At 64.9% G+C, this 17,723-nt stretch carries 15 protein-coding genes; 7 read left to right on the top strand and 8 right to left on the bottom strand.

Annotated elements, in window-relative coordinates; translation table 11 throughout:
• Positions 1–2 precede the first annotated feature (2 nt).
• From KI242_RS01565 to KI242_RS01555, 3 genes are all read left to right on the top strand, one after another.
• Complete coding sequence (locus KI242_RS01565; protein WP_041115219.1) at positions 3–1,811, top strand: ATP-binding protein; 1,809 nt, start codon at positions 3–5, stop codon at positions 1,809–1,811.
• Between the two features lie 74 nt (positions 1,812–1,885).
• A complete protein-coding gene (locus KI242_RS01560; protein ID WP_053155930.1) occupies positions 1,886–3,292 on the top strand; it encodes a sigma-54 dependent transcriptional regulator in 1,407 nt (468 codons plus the stop codon).
• A 37-nt stretch (positions 3,293–3,329) separates the two neighbouring features.
• Positions 3,330–3,785, top strand: coding sequence for a YiiD C-terminal domain-containing protein (locus tag KI242_RS01555; RefSeq protein ID WP_212805854.1), 456 nt, complete (start codon positions 3,330–3,332; stop codon positions 3,783–3,785).
• A gap of 141 nt (positions 3,786–3,926) precedes the next feature.
• Here the strand turns inward: KI242_RS01555 and cysQ are convergent, their stop codons facing one another.
• Positions 3,927–4,754, bottom strand: coding sequence for a 3'(2'),5'-bisphosphate nucleotidase CysQ (cysQ, locus tag KI242_RS01550; protein ID WP_011058676.1), 828 nt, complete (start codon positions 4,752–4,754; stop codon positions 3,927–3,929).
• 11 nt (positions 4,755–4,765) lie between these two features.
• Complete coding sequence (gene nudE, locus KI242_RS01545; protein ID WP_011058675.1) at positions 4,766–5,332, bottom strand: ADP compounds hydrolase NudE; 567 nt, start codon at positions 5,330–5,332, stop codon at positions 4,766–4,768.
• A gap of 224 nt (positions 5,333–5,556) precedes the next feature.
• Between nudE and yrfG the strand changes: the two genes are divergently transcribed.
• Entirely contained in the window at positions 5,557–6,219 is a 663-nt protein-coding gene (yrfG, locus tag KI242_RS01540) for a GMP/IMP nucleotidase (protein WP_015633779.1), read from the top strand.
• A 68-nt stretch (positions 6,220–6,287) separates the two neighbouring features.
• Here yrfG and lysM read toward each other — a convergent pair whose 3' ends face one another.
• Complete coding sequence (lysM, locus tag KI242_RS01535) at positions 6,288–6,728, bottom strand: peptidoglycan-binding protein LysM (RefSeq protein ID WP_011058673.1); 441 nt, start codon at positions 6,726–6,728, stop codon at positions 6,288–6,290.
• A gap of 136 nt (positions 6,729–6,864) precedes the next feature.
• On the opposite strand from lysM, the gene KI242_RS01530 reads away from it, so the two are divergent.
• The 3 genes from KI242_RS01530 (at position 6,865) to KI242_RS01520 (ending at position 11,147) form a co-directional block, all read left to right on the top strand.
• Positions 6,865–7,752: a LysR family transcriptional regulator gene (locus KI242_RS01530; RefSeq protein WP_011058672.1), complete on the top strand. Its 888-nt coding sequence runs from the start codon at positions 6,865–6,867 to the stop codon at positions 7,750–7,752.
• Positions 7,753–8,033: 281 nt separating this feature from the next.
• Entirely contained in the window at positions 8,034–10,382 is a 2,349-nt protein-coding gene (locus KI242_RS01525; protein ID WP_212805853.1) for an FdhF/YdeP family oxidoreductase, read from the top strand.
• 291 nt (positions 10,383–10,673) lie between these two features.
• Positions 10,674–11,147: a YMGG-like glycine zipper-containing protein gene (locus KI242_RS01520; RefSeq protein ID WP_011058670.1), complete on the top strand. Its 474-nt coding sequence runs from the start codon at positions 10,674–10,676 to the stop codon at positions 11,145–11,147.
• Between the two features lie 209 nt (positions 11,148–11,356).
• On the opposite strand, the gene KI242_RS01515 is transcribed toward KI242_RS01520, so the two are convergent.
• The 5 genes from KI242_RS01515 to KI242_RS01495 form a co-directional block, all read right to left on the bottom strand.
• Positions 11,357–11,791, bottom strand: a complete 435-nt coding sequence (locus tag KI242_RS01515) for a thioesterase family protein (RefSeq protein WP_011058669.1) — start codon at positions 11,789–11,791, stop codon at positions 11,357–11,359.
• A gap of 67 nt (positions 11,792–11,858) precedes the next feature.
• The gene (locus tag KI242_RS01510; RefSeq protein WP_065364791.1) at positions 11,859–13,085 is read right to left on the bottom strand and encodes a 3-hydroxyacyl-CoA dehydrogenase; all 1,227 of its coding nucleotides are present in this window, start codon (positions 13,083–13,085) and stop codon (positions 11,859–11,861) included.
• Between the two features lie 104 nt (positions 13,086–13,189).
• Positions 13,190–15,124, bottom strand: a complete 1,935-nt coding sequence (locus KI242_RS01505; RefSeq protein WP_123431237.1) for an ATP-dependent DNA helicase RecQ — start codon at positions 15,122–15,124, stop codon at positions 13,190–13,192.
• Between the two features lie 168 nt (positions 15,125–15,292).
• A complete protein-coding gene (locus KI242_RS01500) occupies positions 15,293–16,423 on the bottom strand; it encodes a polysaccharide deacetylase family protein (protein ID WP_123431238.1) in 1,131 nt (376 codons plus the stop codon).
• Positions 16,424–16,490: 67 nt separating this feature from the next.
• Complete coding sequence (locus tag KI242_RS01495; protein WP_053148509.1) at positions 16,491–17,648, bottom strand: tetratricopeptide repeat protein; 1,158 nt, start codon at positions 17,646–17,648, stop codon at positions 16,491–16,493.
• Positions 17,649–17,723 lie beyond the last annotated feature (75 nt).

Genomic DNA, 17,723 nt, shown 5'->3' with positions numbered 1-17,723 from the left:
CCATGACCCCACCCCTTCCCCGTCGCCCTCGCTGGCGCAGCCTGGCCTTGCTGGCACTGTGCCTGGCGCCGTTGCTGTGGCCGCTGGAGCATCTGGCGGAGCGCTACTACCGCAACGAGCTGACCAGCCAGAACCGCCAGACCCTCGACCTGTACGTGGCCAACCTGCTGGGCACCCTGCACCGCTACGAAGTGCTGCCGCAGATCCTCGGCGACTTGCCGGCACTGCGCGCGGTACTCGGCGCCCCGGACGATGGCGTGACCCAGGGCAACGCCAACCGCCTGCTGAAGAACATCAGTGCCCAGACCGGCGCCGAGGTGATGTACCTGATGGACACCAGCGGCAAGACCCTGGCGGCCTCCAACTGGGACAAGCACGACAGCTTCGTCGGTCGCAATTTCGCCTTCCGCCCCTATTTCAGCGAGGCCATGGCCGGGCGCCTGGGGCGCTTCTTCGGCCTGGGCACCACCTCGGCCAAGCGCGGTTACTTCTTTGCTGCCGCGGTGCGCGATGGCGAGCGGATCCTTGGCGTGCTGGTGGTCAAGGTCGACCTGGACCACACCGAAAGCCTCTGGGGACGGACCCCCGAGCAATTGCTGCTGACCGACCACAATGGCGTGGTGATCCTCACCTCGCGCCCGGAATGGCGCTTTCGCGCGACCCGGCCGCTGAGCGACGAGGAACGCCAGGCGATCGTCGCCATCCAGCCCTATCCGACTCGCGACCCAAGGCCGCTGAACCTCAACCCCAATGCCTGGCTGACCCAAACCCAGCAGATCGACGAAACCCGCTGGGCCGTGAGCATCCTCGCGCCGCGCACCCTGATCGACCGGCCGGTGCGCACGGTAGTGGCCGTGGGCGCCGCCGCGCTGCTGGTGCTGATGCTGTTGCTCGGCCTGATGATGCAGCGCCGCCGCCACTATCTGGAGCGGATCGCCTTCGAAGCCAAGGCGCGGCGCGAGCTGGAGATGCGTGTGGCCGAGCGCACCAGCGACCTGGAAAGCCTCAACCGGCGCCTGAAGCAGGAAGTGCTGGAGCGCGAGAACGCCCAGCAGGAACTGGTGCGGGCCCAGGACAACCTGGTCCAGGCCGGCAAGCTCTCGGCTCTGGGCACCATGTCGGCCAGCATCAGCCACGAGCTCAACCAGCCCCTGGCGGCGATCCGCAGCTATGCCGAGAACGCCGAAGTGCTGCTGGACCACCAGCGCACCGACGACGCCCGAGGCAACCTCAAACTGATCAGCGAACTGACCGGGCGCATGGCCTCGATCATTGCCCACCTGCGGGCCTTCGCCCGGCGCGATCACCACGCCCCGGAAAGCGTGGCCCTGCAACCGGCCCTGGACGACGCCCTGGCGCTGCTGGCCAAGCGCCGCCGGGCCATGGAAGTGGAACTGATCCGCGACCTGCCGGCTGCCACCCTGTGGGTCGAAGCCGGGGAAACCCGCCTGCGCCAGGTACTGGGCAACCTGCTGGCCAATGCCCTGGATGCCCTGACCGAAAAAGGCCCACCGCGCAAACTCTGGCTGAGTGCCGAATCCACCGCCACCGGCGTCAACCTGTACATTCGCGACAACGGTCCGGGCTTCTGCATGGAAGCGCTGGGTCGCGCCGGAGAGCCGTTCTACACCACCAAGACCCGTACTCAGGGCCTGGGCCTGGGGCTGGCCATCTGCGACACCCTGATGCGCGCCTTCGGCGGTGAACTGTCATTCGCCAACCACCGCGAAGGCGGGGCCCTGATCACCCTGCGCCTGCGGGCCGGGGCCCCCGGGGTCAGCCTGCAGCCCTCCGAGGACCGCGGGGTATGAAGCAGAGCGGCAACCCGATATCAACCCTGTCCGGCCCGGCGCTCCCGGCCCCGACACGATCTGGAAAGTGAGCGATGAGCCATCCCGAGAGCCTCGATCCTCAGTTGCAAGTGGTGCTGATCGACGACGATCCCCACCTGCGCCAGGCCCTGAGCCAGACCCTGGACCTGGCGGGGCTCAAGGTGCTGTCCCTCGCCGAAGCCCAGGGCCTGGCGCCGCGCCTGGAGCGGGATTGGCCGGGGGTGGTGGTCAGCGACATCCGCATGCCCGGCATGGACGGCCTGGAGCTGCTCAACCAGCTGCATGCCCAGGACCCGGAACTGCCGGTGCTGCTGATCACCGGCCACGGCGACGTGCCCCTGGCCGTGCAGGCCATGCGTGCCGGCGCCTATGACTTTCTGGAAAAGCCCTTCGCCAGCGATGCCCTGCTGGACAGCGTGCGCCGCGCCCTGGACTGGCGGCGCCTGGTGCTGGACAACCGCAGCCTGCGCCTGGCCCTCAGCGACCGTCAGGAACTCAGTGCGCGGCTGGTAGGCCAGTCGCCGCCGATGCTGCGCCTGCGCCAGCAGATCGGCGCCCTGGCGGCGACCCGGGCCGATGTGCTGATCCTCGGCGAGACCGGCGCCGGCAAGGAAGTGGTGGCCCGTGCCCTGCACGATCTCTCCGGACGGCGCAACGGGCCGTTCGTAGCGATCAACGCCGGGGCCCTGGCGGAATCGGTGGTGGAAAGCGAGCTGTTCGGCCACGAGCCGGGAGCCTTCACCGGCGCGCAGAAACGCCGCATCGGCAAGTTCGAATTTGCCAACGGCGGTACCCTGTTCCTCGATGAGATCGAAAGCATGAGCCTGGATGTCCAGGTCAAGCTGCTGCGCCTGCTGCAGGAGCGGGTGGTGGAACGCCTGGGGGGCAATCAATTGATCCCGCTGGATATCCGCATCATCGCCGCCACCAAGGAGGACCTGCGTCAGGCCGCGGACCAGGGACGCTTTCGCGCCGACCTCTACTACCGCCTGAACGTCGCGCCGCTGCGCATTCCACCGCTACGCGAGCGTGGCGAAGACGTGCTGATGCTGTTCCAGCACTTCGCCGACGAAGCCAGCACCCGCCACGGCCTGCCGCCCCAGGAACTGCAACCCGGACACCGTGCCTTGCTGCTGCGCCACAGCTGGCCGGGCAACGTGCGCGAGCTGCAGAACGCCGCCGAACGCTTCGCCCTGGGCCTAGAACTGGCCCTGGACAACAGCGAGCCGGGTACGCCCGCGGCTGCGGCCCCGAGCCTGATCGAAGGAGGCTTGAGCGAGCAGGTGGAGCACTTCGAAAAGACCCTGATCGCCGCTGAAATGGCCCAGCCCCACAGCTCCATGCGCAGCCTCGCCGAAGCCCTGGGGATTCCACGCAAGACCCTGCACGACAAGCTGCGCAAGCACGGTTTGAACTTCGCCGACGGCGGCGCCAACCAGCCCGGCGACGAATCAGAATGAAGCGTTCCGTTATTCCCTTGACCCCTGAGGCCCCGGCATGAATCGCGACAGTCGATACCTGGAATCCATCCTCCACCGCGACATCCCCCTGACACGGGACATGGGTCTGCAGGTGCTCGACTGCCAGGTGCAAGAGTTGCGCCTGCACTTGCCCCTGGAGGCCAACGTCAACCACAAGAGCACCATGTTCGGCGGCAGCCTGTACTGCGGTGCGGTGCTCGCCGGCTGGGGCTGGCTGCACCTGCGGCTCAAGGAACAGGGCATCGATGACGGGCACATCGTCATCCAGGAAGGCCAGATCAGTTACCCGCTGCCGGTGACCGGCGACGCCGTGGCGATCTGCGCCGCACCGGATGACAAGGTCTGGAACAAATTCCTCGCCATGTATCAGCGCTACGGCCGTGCCCGGCTGACCTTGCACACCCGGGTCGTCAATGCCGGCAGCGCAGAAGACGCCGTGCGTTTTACCGGCCAGTACGTCCTGCACCGCTAACCCGTTTGCGACCCGGCTCAAATCTGTAGGAGCTGGCTTGCCAGCGAAGAGGCCGGAAATGCTTGCACAGGGCCCAAGGGCCCCGTCGCCGGCAAGCCGGCTCCTGCACAAGGGTGGCAGCGGCAAGTCGCCGCGAGGTGATCAGGAGCGGGCCAGTTCCAGCAACTTGGCGCGCCAGGGCGCCTTGGCCGGCAGGGCCAGGAAGAAGCCGTTGAGCAACGACTCCCGAGGTGGATAGCAGAACGGCGCACCGCTGAGATCCAGCACCTCGCCGCCCGCGCCTTCGAGCACGCCCTGGGCCGCCGCGGTGTCCCACTGCGAGGTGGGCGCCAGGCGCGGATAGCAGTCCGCCGCGCCTTCGGCCAGCAGGCAGAACTTCAGCGAACTGCCGATATTGGCCAGTTGCAATTCACCCAGGGCGGCGCTCAAACCACTGAGCAGACGTTCCTGCTCCGGGCTCGAATGCCGGCGGCTGGCCACCACGGTAAACGCCTCGCCGGCCCCCGGTTGCTCACGCACCTGGATCGCCTGCGGTGCCTGCCCGCGATCCACGCGCCAGGCCCCAAGGCCGGCACCGCCCAGGTAGCAGCGGCCACTGGTGGGCATCGACACCACGCCGAACACCACCCGCCCCTGCTCGATCAGGGCGATATTGACGGTGAATTCTTCACTGCCGGAAATGAATTCCTTGGTGCCGTCCAGCGGGTCCACCAGCCACCAGCGCTGCCAGCTGGCGCGGGTGGCCTGGGGAATGTCCGCATCCTCTTCGGACAGCACCGGGATGCTCGGGTCCAGGGCCGTGAGGCCGGCCACGATCAGGTGATGGGCGGCCAGGTCGGCGGCGGTCACCGGCGACTCGTCGGCCTTGTGATTGACCGCCACATCGGCGCGCCAGAACGGCAGGATCGCTTCACCGGCACGCAGGGCCAGCTCGGCAACCGGCGCCAGCAAGGGGTGGGGAAAATTCATTGACGTCTCGCTCATGCTTGAAAGACCCCGCGCTGGCTCAGCAGGTCGCGGGTCAGGTACAGCGCAGCCAGGGCCCGGCCTTCGCTGAACTGAGGGTTCTGCGCCAGGCTCGCCAGTTCGCGCAGGTTGACCTTGTCGACCCGCATCGGCTCCGGCTCGTCGCCTTCCAGGCGCTCTTCATACAGATCGGTGGCCAGCACTACCTGGATCTTCTGGCTCATGTAGCCCGGGGACAGCGACAGCTCGGTCAGGTGCTCCAGTTGCCGCGCGCCAAACCCGGCCTCTTCCTTGAGCTCGCGCTCGGCCGCTGCCAGCACATCCTCCCCCGGCTCGATCAGGCCCTTGGGCAACGACAGCTCGTAGGCGTCGGTGCCTCCGCAGTATTCCTCCACCAACACTGCATGCTCGGCGTCGAGCATTGCCACGATCATCACCGCGCCATAGCCGGCGCCCTTGCCCACCAGGCGCTCATAGGTACGTTCGACGCCATTGGAAAACCGCAACTGCACCTCTTCGACACAGAACAGACGACTGGTGGCGACGATCTCGCGGGCGAGTACGGTGGGTTTCTGGCGCATAGCGGGCTCCTTGGCGATAGCGGGTTACTATACAGCCTGTTTTAAAGTGACTGGGTTGCAGATTGCCGGTGCACAGCACCACGGCGGAACCTATTGTTTACTGCGTGTGACCGCCCTCTTCGAGGCGGCTCCTTTCTATCCGTTCTAGTGACCGGGCCTCCCTGCCCCACTGGCCTTGTCGACCCCGCCGGTCGGCTGTTTTCTTACCACTGGAGAAGTGTTCGATGGCCCTACTGCCCTGGCACCAGATCGATACCGTCCTGCTGGACATGGACGGCACCTTGCTGGACCTGCACTACGACAACCATTTCTGGATGGAACACCTGCCCCAACGCTACGCCGAGCTGCACGGGGTCAGCCGGGCCATGGCCGAGCTGGAGCTGCAGCCCCTGTTCGAACGCAACGCCGGCCAGTTGCAGTGGTATTGCCTGGACTTCTGGAGCGCCGAACTGCAACTGCCGGTGCGCGAGTTGAAGCTGGAAACCGCGCACCTGATCGCCCTGCGTCCGGACGCAGACACCTTTCTTGCAGCCATCAAGCAAGCCGGAAAGCGGGTGATCCTGATCACCAACGCCCATCGCGACTCCCTGTCATTGAAGCTGGAACGGATCGAACTGGCGCCATACTTCGAACGCCTGATCAGTTCCCACGACTACGGTTTCCCCAAGGAAAGCCCCCAGTTCTGGGACGCCTTGCAGGCCGATATCCGCTTCGACCCGGCCCGCAGCCTGTTCATCGACGACACCCTGCCCATCCTGCGCAGTGCGCGGGACTTTGGTGTGGCGCAGTTGCTGGCGGTGAGCCAGCCGGACAGCCGCAGAGGGCCGAAAGACACCGCGGAGTTCGCGGCGGTGGGGGATTACCGGGCGTTGATCGAAGGCTTGTGAAGCCCTTCGCGGGCAAGCTCGCTCCTACAGAACCCCGTGGGAGCGGGCTTGCCCGCGAAGAGAACCGATCATTCGGGAATACGCAGCACCTGGCCCGGGTAGATCTTGTCCGGGTGGGACAGCAGCGGCTTGTTGGCCTCGAAGATCTTGTTGTACTTGTTGGCATCGCCGTACTGCACCTTGGCGATGGCGCTCAGGGTGTCGCCTTTCTTCACGGTGACGAATACCGCAGAAACCACCGCCGGACCGGTCACGGTGATCTGGTCCTCGACACTGCCGACGCCGGAAATGTTGCCCAGGGCCAGCAAGATCTTCTCCTTCTCTTCCTGGCTCGCCACTTCACCGCTGACAATCACCTTGTCACCTTCCACCGTGGCATGAACATTGGGATTGCCCAGGCCAACCTTTTCGATGTGCTCCTTGAGTTGCTCACTGGCATTGGCGTTACCCGGGGTCAACAGGTCGATCAGTTTCTCACCGGCTTCCTTCACAAAGCTGAAAATGCTCATGTCGCACACTCCTTGGTTGATAGATCCAGACGCGAAAGACTAGACCAGCCTGGCCGGATGAGGTTCCCGGGCGACCAGTGACCCAAGGTCACAGGCCCGCGGTAGAATCCCGGCCTTTTGCCGCTCCGGAGCGAAGATGGACCTCAAGCAGCTGAAATTCCTCATCGCCCTCGACGAAACCCGGCATTTCGGCCAAGCCGCCGCGCGCTGCCACATCACCCAGCCGACCCTCTCCATGCGCCTGCGCAGCCTGGAAGAAGAGCTCGACTTGCCGCTGGTCAAGCGCGGCCAGCGTTTCGAAGGCTTCACCGCACCCGGCGAGCGGGTGCTGGCGTGGGCCCGCACCGTGCTCACCGCCCATGACGGGCTATTGGCCGAGGCCGCCGCCTGCCGCGGCAACCTGGTGGGCACCCTGCGCGTAGGGGTAGTGCCGCTGTCGAGTTTCAATCCCCAGCCATTGCTGCAGCGCCTGCATGCCGAGCACCCGAACCTGCGCTTCGAACTCTCGTCCCTGAGCTCGGAACAGATCCTCGAACAGTTGGCCAGCAATCGCCTGGACCTCGGGGTTTCCTACCTGGAGCGCCTGGACAGCGAGAATTTCGACTCCCTGCCCCTGGAACCGACCCACATGGGCCTGCTCTACGACCACCGGCACTTCAGCTTCGGCGAGCAGCCCCTGAGCTGGGAGGCGCTGATCGAACTGCCCCTGGGCCTGCTCACCAGCGGCATGCACTTTCGCCAGTCCATCGACCACAACTTCCACATCCGCGGCCTGCAACCGCAGCCGGTGCTGCAGACCGACGCCGTCCATCAGCTGGTGCAGATGGTCCATGGCGGCCTGTGCTGCGCCGTGATGCCTCTGGACAGCGGCCTGGAAACCCTCACCGAGCACCTGCGCCTGCAACCCATTGCCGATGCCCAGACCCTGGCCCGCCTGGGCCTGATCATGCGCCGCAGCGCGCCGCGCTCGGCCCTGGCGCAAGCCTGCTTCGCCCTCTACCAGCAATCCTTCGGCGATTCTTGATCGACGCCATCTATCAATAGATCAGTACTAGCAATTAGACGCGACAGATTGCCGCGCTTAGTCTTGGGAGCCGTTACGCCGCTGGTCACCCCGGCGCGGCGCCAGCCCTGGCGAAACGGGCACCCGCACTCGCTGCCAGCCAGCCCCACAGCATCCCTCGAACGCTAGTACGCGAAGGCATTTGCCCGGCCAGACGCTGGTCGCGCGAGCAGCGTCTCAACCTTGTCCACCTGCCGCCGAGCGTGCGCTGCGGGTCAGCAGCCTGCGATGGAGAGTCGCCCGTGAGTACACATAACCAAGCCGATCAGAAACCCGTAGCCCGCTACAAGCCCTACAAGGGACCCGCCGGTGGCTGGGGTGCCCTGATCAGCGTGGCCCAGGCCTGGCTGACCAGCGACAACGCGCTGAAGAACATCCGCATGATGCTCAAGACCAACCAGAACGGCGGCTTCGACTGCCCGGGCTGCGCCTGGGGCGACTCGCCGGAAAGCGGCATGGTCAAATTCTGCGAGAACGGTGCCAAGGCGGTGAACTGGGAAGCCACCAAGCGCCGGGTGGACGCGGCCTTCTTCGCCAAACACAGCGTCACCTCGCTGCTGGAACAAAGTGATTACTGGCTGGAGTACCAGGGCCGTCTGACCGAGCCGATGCGCTACAACGCCGACACCGACCGCTACCAGCCCATCACTTGGGAAAACGCCTTCAGCCTGATCGCCAAGCATCTGCGCAACCTGCCCAGCCCGGACATGGCCGAGTTCTATACCTCGGGCCGGGCCAGCAACGAAGCGGCGTACCTGTATCAATTGTTCGTGCGCGCTTACGGCACCAACAACTTCCCCGACTGTTCGAACATGTGCCACGAGGCCAGCGGCGTAGCCCTGGCGCAAAGCGTCGGAGTCGGCAAGGGCACCGTGACTTTTGACGATTTCGAACACGCGGACGCTATTTTCGTCTGGGGCCAGAACCCCGGCACCAACCACCCGCGGATGCTCGAACCGCTGCGCGAAGCAGTGAAGCGCGGCGCCCAGGTGGTATGCGTCAACCCGTTGAAGGAGCGCGGCCTGGAACGCTTCCAGCACCCGCAGAACCCGCTCGAAATGCTCACCAACGGCAATCGACCGACCAACACCGCCTATTTCCGCCCGGCCCTGGGCGGCGACATGGCGCTGCTGCGGGGCATGGCCAAGTTCCTTTTGCAGTGGGAGCGCGATGCGCAGAAAGCCGGGACAGCGTCGGTATTCGACCACGATTTCCTCAACGCCCACACCGCCAACGTGCTCGACTACCTGGGCACCATCGACGACACCCCGTGGGAGCAGATCGTCGAGCAGTCCGGCCTGGCCCTGGTGGAAATCGAGCAAGCGGCACGCATGTACGCCAAGGGCAAGAACGTGATCATGTGCTGGGCCATGGGCATCACCCAGCACCGCCACTCGGTGCCGACCATCCAGGAAATCGCCAACCTGATGCTGCTTCGCGGCAACATCGGCAAGCCCGGCGCCGGGCTGTGCCCGGTGCGTGGCCACAGCAACGTGCAGGGCGACCGCACCATGGGCATCAACGAACGCCCGCCAGTGGCCTTCCTCGACTCCCTGGAGCGGCGCTTCCAGTTCAAGGCCCCCCGGGACAACGGCCACAACGTGGTCGAGGCGATCCACGCCATGCTCGAAGGCCGCTCCAAGGTATTCATCGGCCTGGGAGGCAACTTCGCCCAGGCTACCCCGGACAGCCCGCGCACCTTCCAGGCCCTGAGCAACTGCGACCTCACCGTGCAGATCAGCACCAAGCTCAACCGCAGCCACCTGGCCCACGGCAAGGACGCACTGATCCTGCCATGCCTGGGGCGTACCGATATCGACCAGCAGGCGGGCGGCCCGCAAGCGGTGACCGTGGAAGACTCCTTCAGCATGGTCCACGCCTCCAACGGCCAGCTGCAGCCGCTGTCGTCGCAGATGCGCTCCGAGCCGTGGATCCTCGCCGGCATCGCCGCCGCGACTCTGGGCAGCCAACCGGTGGACTGGAACTGGCTGGCAGCGGACTACGGGCGCATCCGTGACCTGATCGCCGACACCATTCCCGGCTTCAAGGACTTCAATGAACGGCTCAAGCACCCGGGCGGCTTCTACCTGGGCAACAGCGCCGGCGCCCGCCAGTGGAACACCCCGTCGGGGCGCGCCAACTTCCGCGCCAACTCGTTGCCCAAGGACCTGATCCACGAGCGCACCCGGGCCACCGGCCAACTGCCGGACCTGATCCTGCAATCGATGCGCTCCCACGACCAGTACAACACCACCATCTATGGGCTGGACGACCGCTACCGCGGGGTCAAGGGCCAGCGCGACGTGTTGTTCGCCAACGAGGCGGACATCATCCGCCTGGGCTTCAAGCCGGGGCAAAAGGCCGATATCGTCTCGCTCTGGGACGACGGCCGCGAGCGCCGGGTCAAGGGCTTCACCCTGCTGGCCTTCGACATTCCGGCCGGCCAGGCCGCGGCCTACTACCCGGAAGTGAACCCCCTGGTACCGCTGGAAAGCACCGGCGACGGCAGCCACACCCCGACTTCCAAGTTCATCGCCATTCGCCTGGAAGCGGCCAGCGCCAGCGGCCTGATCATGGCTCGCTCGGCCTGATTCCTGGCTTGAGGGCCTCTTCGCTGGCAAGCCAGCTCCTACGGTTAGCGCGTGAACCGTAGGAGCCGGCGACAGCCGCTGCGCAGCCTTGAACCGCAGGCACAAAAAAGGCCGCTTTTGTATCAAAGCGGCCGTTCCGAAGTAGCTAAAGACCCGCAAAAATCACTTAAGTTCCGCATTAAAAACAATAAGTTACGAGATTGTGTACAATTCGTGCTATTCGTCGGATTTCGTTTGTAAGCCCCTCGATACAGCCTCAGGATCGCGCCGTCATCCCTTTGAGGCTCCTCTATGAAGTTCTCCTCGATTCTCTTGTTGTCCCTTGGCCTGGTCAGCGGCGTCGCCTCTGCCGGAGGCACCACTGAAGCAGGTGTGGGCGGCGCATTGGGCGGGGTTCTAGGCTCGGTGGTCGGTCAGCAGATCGGCGGCAATACCGGTTCCGCCATCGGTGCGGCCCTGGGCGGCGCCGGCGGTAGCGCAGTGGGTGCGGACAAACGCAGCCGTGGCCAGGCAGCCATTGGTGGCGCCCTGGGCGCAGCCGGCGGCAACGTGGTGGGCCGCAGCATGGGCGGCAACACCGGCAGCCTGATCGGCGCAGCGGCAGGCGGTGGCGCCGGCGGCGCGCTGGGCAACTACATGGGCAATGAAAGTGCCCGGGAAGATCGCGACTACCGCGGCCGCGACGACCGCCGCTACTACCGCGACGGCCACCGTGGCCGTGGCCATGCCTACGGGCATCGCAAGCACCGCCACTACCGCGACTGATCCCCTGTAGCCGCTGGCGCAGGCTGCGAACGAGGCCGCAGGACTCGCCAGAGCAGGCGCTGCGGTGTGTCAGGCGGCTCGTGGAGACAGGTTAGCGTCTCCTGCGGAGCCGATCGCAGCCTACGGCAGCGGCTACAGATTCCAGATTCCAGATTCCAGATTCCAGATTCCAGATTCCAGATTCCAGATTCCAGATCGATTATCGACGTTCACGCCACCAGCAGCTGTTCCAGCGCCGCCCGCAATGCGGGCGGAATCGGCACCGGCTGGTTCGATGCCCGATCCACGAACACATGGACAAAACGCCCCGCTGCACAGGCATCCGCCTCTCCCGCCTTGAACACCGCCAGTTCGTACTGCACTGAACTGTTGCCCAGCTTGCCGACCCGCAAACCGATCTCGATGCGTTCGGGAAAGGCGATGGACGCAAAGTAATCACAAGCCGAGCTGACCACGAATCCCACCACCTCGCCGTCATGGATATCCAGCCCGCCCCGTTCGATCAGGTAGGTGTTCACCGCCGTGTCGAAGAAGCTGTAGTAGGTGACATTGTTCACGTGGCCGTAGACATCGTTGTCATGCCAGCGGGTGATGATCGGCTGGAAATGACGATAGTCGCCGCGTTGCGGCATAGGCTCGGACATCAGGGCTCTCTCCCATCGATTGAAGGCCGGGCGATCGGTTGATCGCCCGGCATTTCACCCCAGGCAGCTAAGCCTGGGCAAACCCTTTTCCGGCCGCGGCCAGTTCCTCGATCAACTGCGCCGGGCGCCAATGCGCCCCGTGCTCGGCTTGCAGGTGCTGCAAACGCTGGCGGACCTGCTCCAGCCCCTGGGCATCCGCCCAGCTCATCGGCCCACCCTGCTCCTTGGGAAAACCGTAGCCATTGAGATAGACCCGGTCGATGTCGGCGGCCGACTGGGCGATGCCCTCCTGGAGAATCTTCGCACCTTCGTTGACCAGCGCCAGCAGGCAGCGCTCGAGGATCTCCTCGGGGCCGATGTCCCGGCGCCGGTAACCCAGCTCCTCGCTGACCTGCAGCACCAGCGCATCCACCTGCAGGTCATGCTCGGCCTGGCGGCTGCCGGGTTCGTAGTGGTAGTAGCCGTCGCCACTCTTCTGGCCGAAACGACCCGACTCGCACAACCGGTTGTCGATCTGCACCTCGGGCGCATCCTGGCCCACACCGTCCAGTTGCCGGGCGCGCCAGCCCAGGTCGACGCCCACCACGTCATACATGCGGAACGGGCCCATGGCGAAACCGAACCCCTGCAAGGCGCCATCCACCTGATAGGGAAACGCCCCTTCCAGCAGCATCTTGCGCGCCTCGAGCACGTAGGTGTTGAGCATGCGATTGCCGATGAAGCCGAAGCAGTTGCCCGCCACGACACTGACCTTGCCCATGCGCTGCCCCAGGGCCAGGGCAGCGTCGAGCACCGCAGGCGCGGTCTTGGCCGCGCGCACCACCTCCAGCAGTTTCATGATGTGGGCCGGGCTGAAGAAGTGCAGGCCCAGTACCTGTGGCGCCCGCTGGGTGACTGCGGCAATCGCGTCGATATCCAGGGCCGAGGTGTTGCTGGCAAGGATCGCCTCGGGCTTGAGGGTCGCGTCCAGCTGGCGAAAGATCTGCTGCTTGAGTTCGAGGTTTTCGTAGACCGCCTCGATCACCAGGTCCACGTCGGCGAGCTGTGGATAATCCGCCGCCGGCTTGATCCGCGCCACCCGCGCATCGGCCTCGGCCTGATCGATGCGCCCCTGGCGCACGTTGTGGGCATAGGTGTCCGCCACCGCCGCCAGGGCCTGCTGGAGCATCTGCGGGTTGTTGTCCAGCCACAGTACCGGCAGGCCGGCATTGGCCAGGCACATGACAATGCCACGGCCCATGGTGCCGGCACCGATCACGGCGGCGCGCTGAATATCGAAAGCTGTCTGGCTCATGTTGGCTCTCTTGTGGGCGATCCAAAGACAGCCCCCACCATAGTCAGGCCCTCATCATTTTTGAAATTTATTCCTGTGATGAGCAGCATTCAGCAGATGGATTTTCAGCCTGGCAAATGAGCCTCGCACCACGCCCGCACCGCGGCATAAGGGTAATCTTCCAGTGCCGCGAAACCGGGGATGCTCCGAGCCTTGAGCCGGGTGAACAACGGCACGCTGATACCACAGAGAAAACGGGTCAGGCGTTCCGCCCCGGGTACATCGCCGGTGTGCTGCTGGTGCCTGTGGATAAAGTGGCCACACAGCCCGTCGAAACTCTTATCCACAAGCGCGGGCAGAACCGGCGGCTCCGGCAGCCGCGCCACCTGGCCATGGCACACCGAACAATGCCCGCAACGCTGGGGTGCCTGCCGGTCGCCGAAATACTCCGCCAGGCGGTAACCCAGGCACTGCTCGGTGGCGAACAGGTCGAGCATGGCGTGGATCCGCGCAATTTCACTGCCCTCGTGGCGGGTGAAATAACCGTGCAGGTCGGCACTCAGTGCCGCCAGGTCAAAGTCCGTCTGCAACAGGCTGTAGACCTCGGTCATCTGCTTGCTTTCCAGCTCTACCCAGCCTTTTTCCTGGAAGTAGTCCAAGGCCTTGACCACCCGGTTGCGCGGCGCCTGGTACTGCTCGTAGAGCGCGTCGAAATTCACCGTAGCCCAGGTCCTGGCGCGGCTTGAAGTGTTGATCACGGCCTCGACGAAGTCCCTCCGCTCGCCTTCGAAACGCGCCAGCAGGGCCTCGGTTTCCAGCAGCAGTTTGAAGCGGTATTCCGCGAAATAGGCATAGCGCGGCGCGATCAGGCCCCGCAGTTCCAGCTGCACCAGCAAGGTCTTGAGTGGCAGTTGGCGAATGTTGCTCTGGTCCGCCAGGGGGCCGAGCAGGAACTCCCATTGCCCGTCCGCCGCCGATGCCTGCAACTCCTCCAGCACACAACGGATGCCACTCAATTCCGGGGTGTCGCCGTAGACGAAGTTTTCCAGCACGTTGAGGCTGTCGCGGTTGGCCAGCACCAGGCAATCCGAAGGCTGGCCGTCGCGCCCGGCACGACCGATTTCCTGGCTGTAGTTCTCGATGGACTTGGGCAGATCGAAGTGCACCACGTTGCGGATGTCGCTCTTGTCGATGCCCATGCCGAAGGCGATGGTGGCGACGATGCAGTGGCTGCGGCCCTCCATGAAACGACGCTGGATCGACTCGCGCTGCTCGTGGGGCAGGCCGGCGTGGTAGGCCTCGGCGGAGATGCCTTGCTGGCTCAGGTGCTCGGCGATCTGCTCGGCGGTTTTCTGCAGGGTCACGTAGACAATGCTCGGCTGCCCGGCCCGGGCGCTCATCCACTGCACCAGCCGCCGACGCTTGTCGGCGCCCGGTACCGGCTCCACCAGCAGGTTGAGGTTGGGCCGGTAGAAACCGGTGGTTACTACGTCCTGCTGGGCGATGGCGAACTTGGCCTGCATGTCGGCGATCACTTTGGGGGTCGCCGTGGCCGTCAGTAGCAGGGCCTGGGGGATGTTGAACTGGCGCTGGTAGTCCGGCAGTTTCAGGTAGTCGGGGCGGAAGTTGTGGCCCCATTCGGAGATGCAGTGCGCCTCGTCCACCACCAGCAGGGAGATGGGCACCTGCTGCAGAAAATTGCGAAAGCGTTCGTTCTTCAGCCGCTCCACCGAGATCATCAGGATCTTCAGCTCCCCGGAACGAGCCCGGGCCATGACCTCATTGGCTTCATCCCGGCCCTGGGCCGAGTCGATGCTGGCAGCGGCAATGCCGTGGCGCTGGAGGAAGGCCAACTGGTCCTGCATCAGCGCCAGCAGCGGCGAAACCACCAGGGTCAGGTGCGGCAGCAGCAGGGCCGGCAACTGGTAGCACAGGGACTTGCCCGAACCGGTGGGAAAGATCGCTGCCGCCGAGCGCCCGGAGAGCACCGCGCTGACCGCGGCCTCCTGGCCCGGACGAAACTGTGGATAACCGAAGACCTGTTCCAGGGTGCTGTGCATAAGGGTCACTCCTTGGACCGCTGACCTGTCTTGAAGACTAGCGGGACAGGTCGGCAGGGCCAGAAAAGGTCGAAGGAAAAGCGCTACCGGATGATACCGGGCACAAGAAGCTTCATCGGCAAGCCAGCCCCAGCGCAGTAGCCGGCTTGCCGCTAAAGGAGGCCACCGCTAGCGCAAGGTCCGGCAATCCAGCCACTGCACGCCGTTGTGCTGATTGGCCTTGAGCAAGGCCGGAACCGCCTGGGCGGCCTTGGCATGGGTGTCATGGAACAGAATGATGCCCCGGCGCCAGAGCAGCATCAGTGTCTGCACCCGCTGCGCGGCCGCCTCGGCGCCGACCTTCTTGCTCCAGTCCTGGGAGTCGATGTTCCACAGCATCACCTGCACCCCCTGGGCCTTGAAGAACCCGGCGCTGTCACTGCGACGCTGCCCGTATGGCGGCCGGAACAGCGGCAGGTACTCATTGGTCAACGTGCGGTTGGCCAAGTTGGCGCTGCGAATCACCGAGCTTTGCCATTCGTTCCAGGAGGAGTGGGACTTGTGCTCCCAGCCGTGTACGCCCACACACTGACCGTCGTACAACTCGCGCATTTTCCCTGCCGAAGACTGGCTCAGGCGCGCCTGAAACGAGTCCCCCAGGACAAAGAAAAGGCTATGCAGATCGTAGGCCCGCAGCACCTCGATCAACTGATCCGTAGGCCCGTCTCTCAGGCTCGGCCCATCGTCGAAGGTCAGCAGAAACTGCCGGTCTGCCAGTTCGTCGCCCAGGCGCTCTGCCGGGTCCATGCGCTGGATCTCACTGCTGACGGCGGGAAACAAGGCGGCCAGGCGCAGCTGTTCATTGAGGTACTGCTGATGAAACTGCCCACTGGCCTCACCCCAGGCGCCGTAGGCCGCCTTGCTGGCGCCGGTGAAACTGGCCGCCAGTTGCCGCAGCTCCCCAAGGCTGCGTACCTGCAGACAGAAAGGCTGGCCATCACAGCCCTGGCTGGCCTGCCGGTAGTTGCCCAGCAATTGGTCCCAAAAACGCTGGCGCAGTTGATCCACCGACTTGCGGTCAAGCTGCCGCACTCCAAGCCGCTGCTTGAGGGCCTTGTCATCCAAGGCCTCGGTGGCCAGCAGGGCTTTGCTGAACATCAGAATCTCGGCCCGGGAGGCGGTATCGAAATCTGCGGCGCTGGTCAGCGGATTCGGCCAGCCACTGCGGTCGATGGTGGCGAACACCAGCGGCCCGGCCGCCTGGGCCACCCCTGTGGTCAGACACAGCGCCAGCAACCAGGGGAAAACACGAATTCGCATACCAACCTCCATAAATGCACAACGCGCCACTGCCGGCGCGTTGTGGAGATAACTTCTGCCTGTGTGATCAGCGGTTCTGCAACCGCTCTATCGCCTTGTCGTACACCGGGTTGGCCTTCTGCTCCCGGGCCTTGCGGTAGTGCTCCAGCGCCGTGACCAATTGCCCGGCATCTTCGTAGATGCGCCCCATGTCGTAGTAGGCGCTGGCGCGTATGGTGGGTGCCGACGGGCCACTGGCCAGGGCGATTGCCTGGCGATCGGCGGCCACGGCCTCGTCGGGGCGGCTGTTCTTGCGGTTGGACAGCGCCAGGTTGCTGTAGGCCTGGGCAAAGCCTGGATCCAGCTCGATGGCTTCGCGATAGTAGATACCCGCACTGCCGAAGTCGCCCTTGCGGTAGGAAGCCTCGCCTTTCTGGTTGAGGCTCTTGGCATCCACCGGCCCCTCGTCCCTGGCCAGCACTTCATCGATGGGCTTGCCATTGGCCAGTAGCAGCGGATCGAGGTTGCTCATCCGCGACTCCACTTCCTCGTTGCCTTGCAGCACCCGATCGATGTCCTGCAGTTGGCCATTGGCCGTCAGGCGAAACACTACCCAGAGGTTGCCCTGGCGGTTCTGTGGCACCCGGTAGCTGCGCATCAGCGTCGGGCCCTTATAGACAAAGACTTGCGCCTGGCTGCGGCCCAGGCGCAAGGATTCGGGGTTATTGCCGTTGGTAAAGTCGTGCACCGCATACACGTAGGCATCGCCCGGCACAGGCTGTTCGATGGTGAGGGTCTCCGGCCCGCGGCTGTCGGTGCTATCCACATTCATCCGCGCCCCCGGCCCGGTGCCGGTGGCGTAATACAGCAACCGGTGGGGATAACTCAAATGCGCATCCAGGTCTTCCCCCGGTGCACTCCAGCTCAGCACCACGCGCAGGCTTTGCGGATCCTTGAGCACCGGGCTCATGGCGTAGCTCAGCCCCTGGCACGGGCACTTGGCCCGCAGGTCGGCATAACCGAGCTTGCGGATCAGCAGTTCACTGCCCGGCGAATCGGCGGCCTCCAGCGTCACTCGCCCCTGGGCATCGGTCCGCCCGGAAGCCTGCCCCAACTGCACTTCGGCATCGGCCAGCACCGCGTCCTTGACCACCGCATCCAGCACCTGGAGCGACAACGACTGAGCCTGCACCGGACTCATCAGCATCCCTAGCCACAACAACGCCGCCAGGCGGAAAAAAGCCATAACAAAATCCCTGTAGATAACGATGGCCGGACCTCTGTCCCGCCCCACCCATCAGCGGCGAACCATACACAGTTT

Origin of the sequence: Pseudomonas sp. Eqa60, assembly GCF_018326405.1 — a bacterium.
In the GTDB taxonomy this organism is placed as follows: domain Bacteria; phylum Pseudomonadota; class Gammaproteobacteria; order Pseudomonadales; family Pseudomonadaceae; genus Aquipseudomonas; species Aquipseudomonas protegens.
Note: the sequence above shows the minus strand (reverse complement) of the source record. Positions and strands in the feature narration are given on the sequence as shown.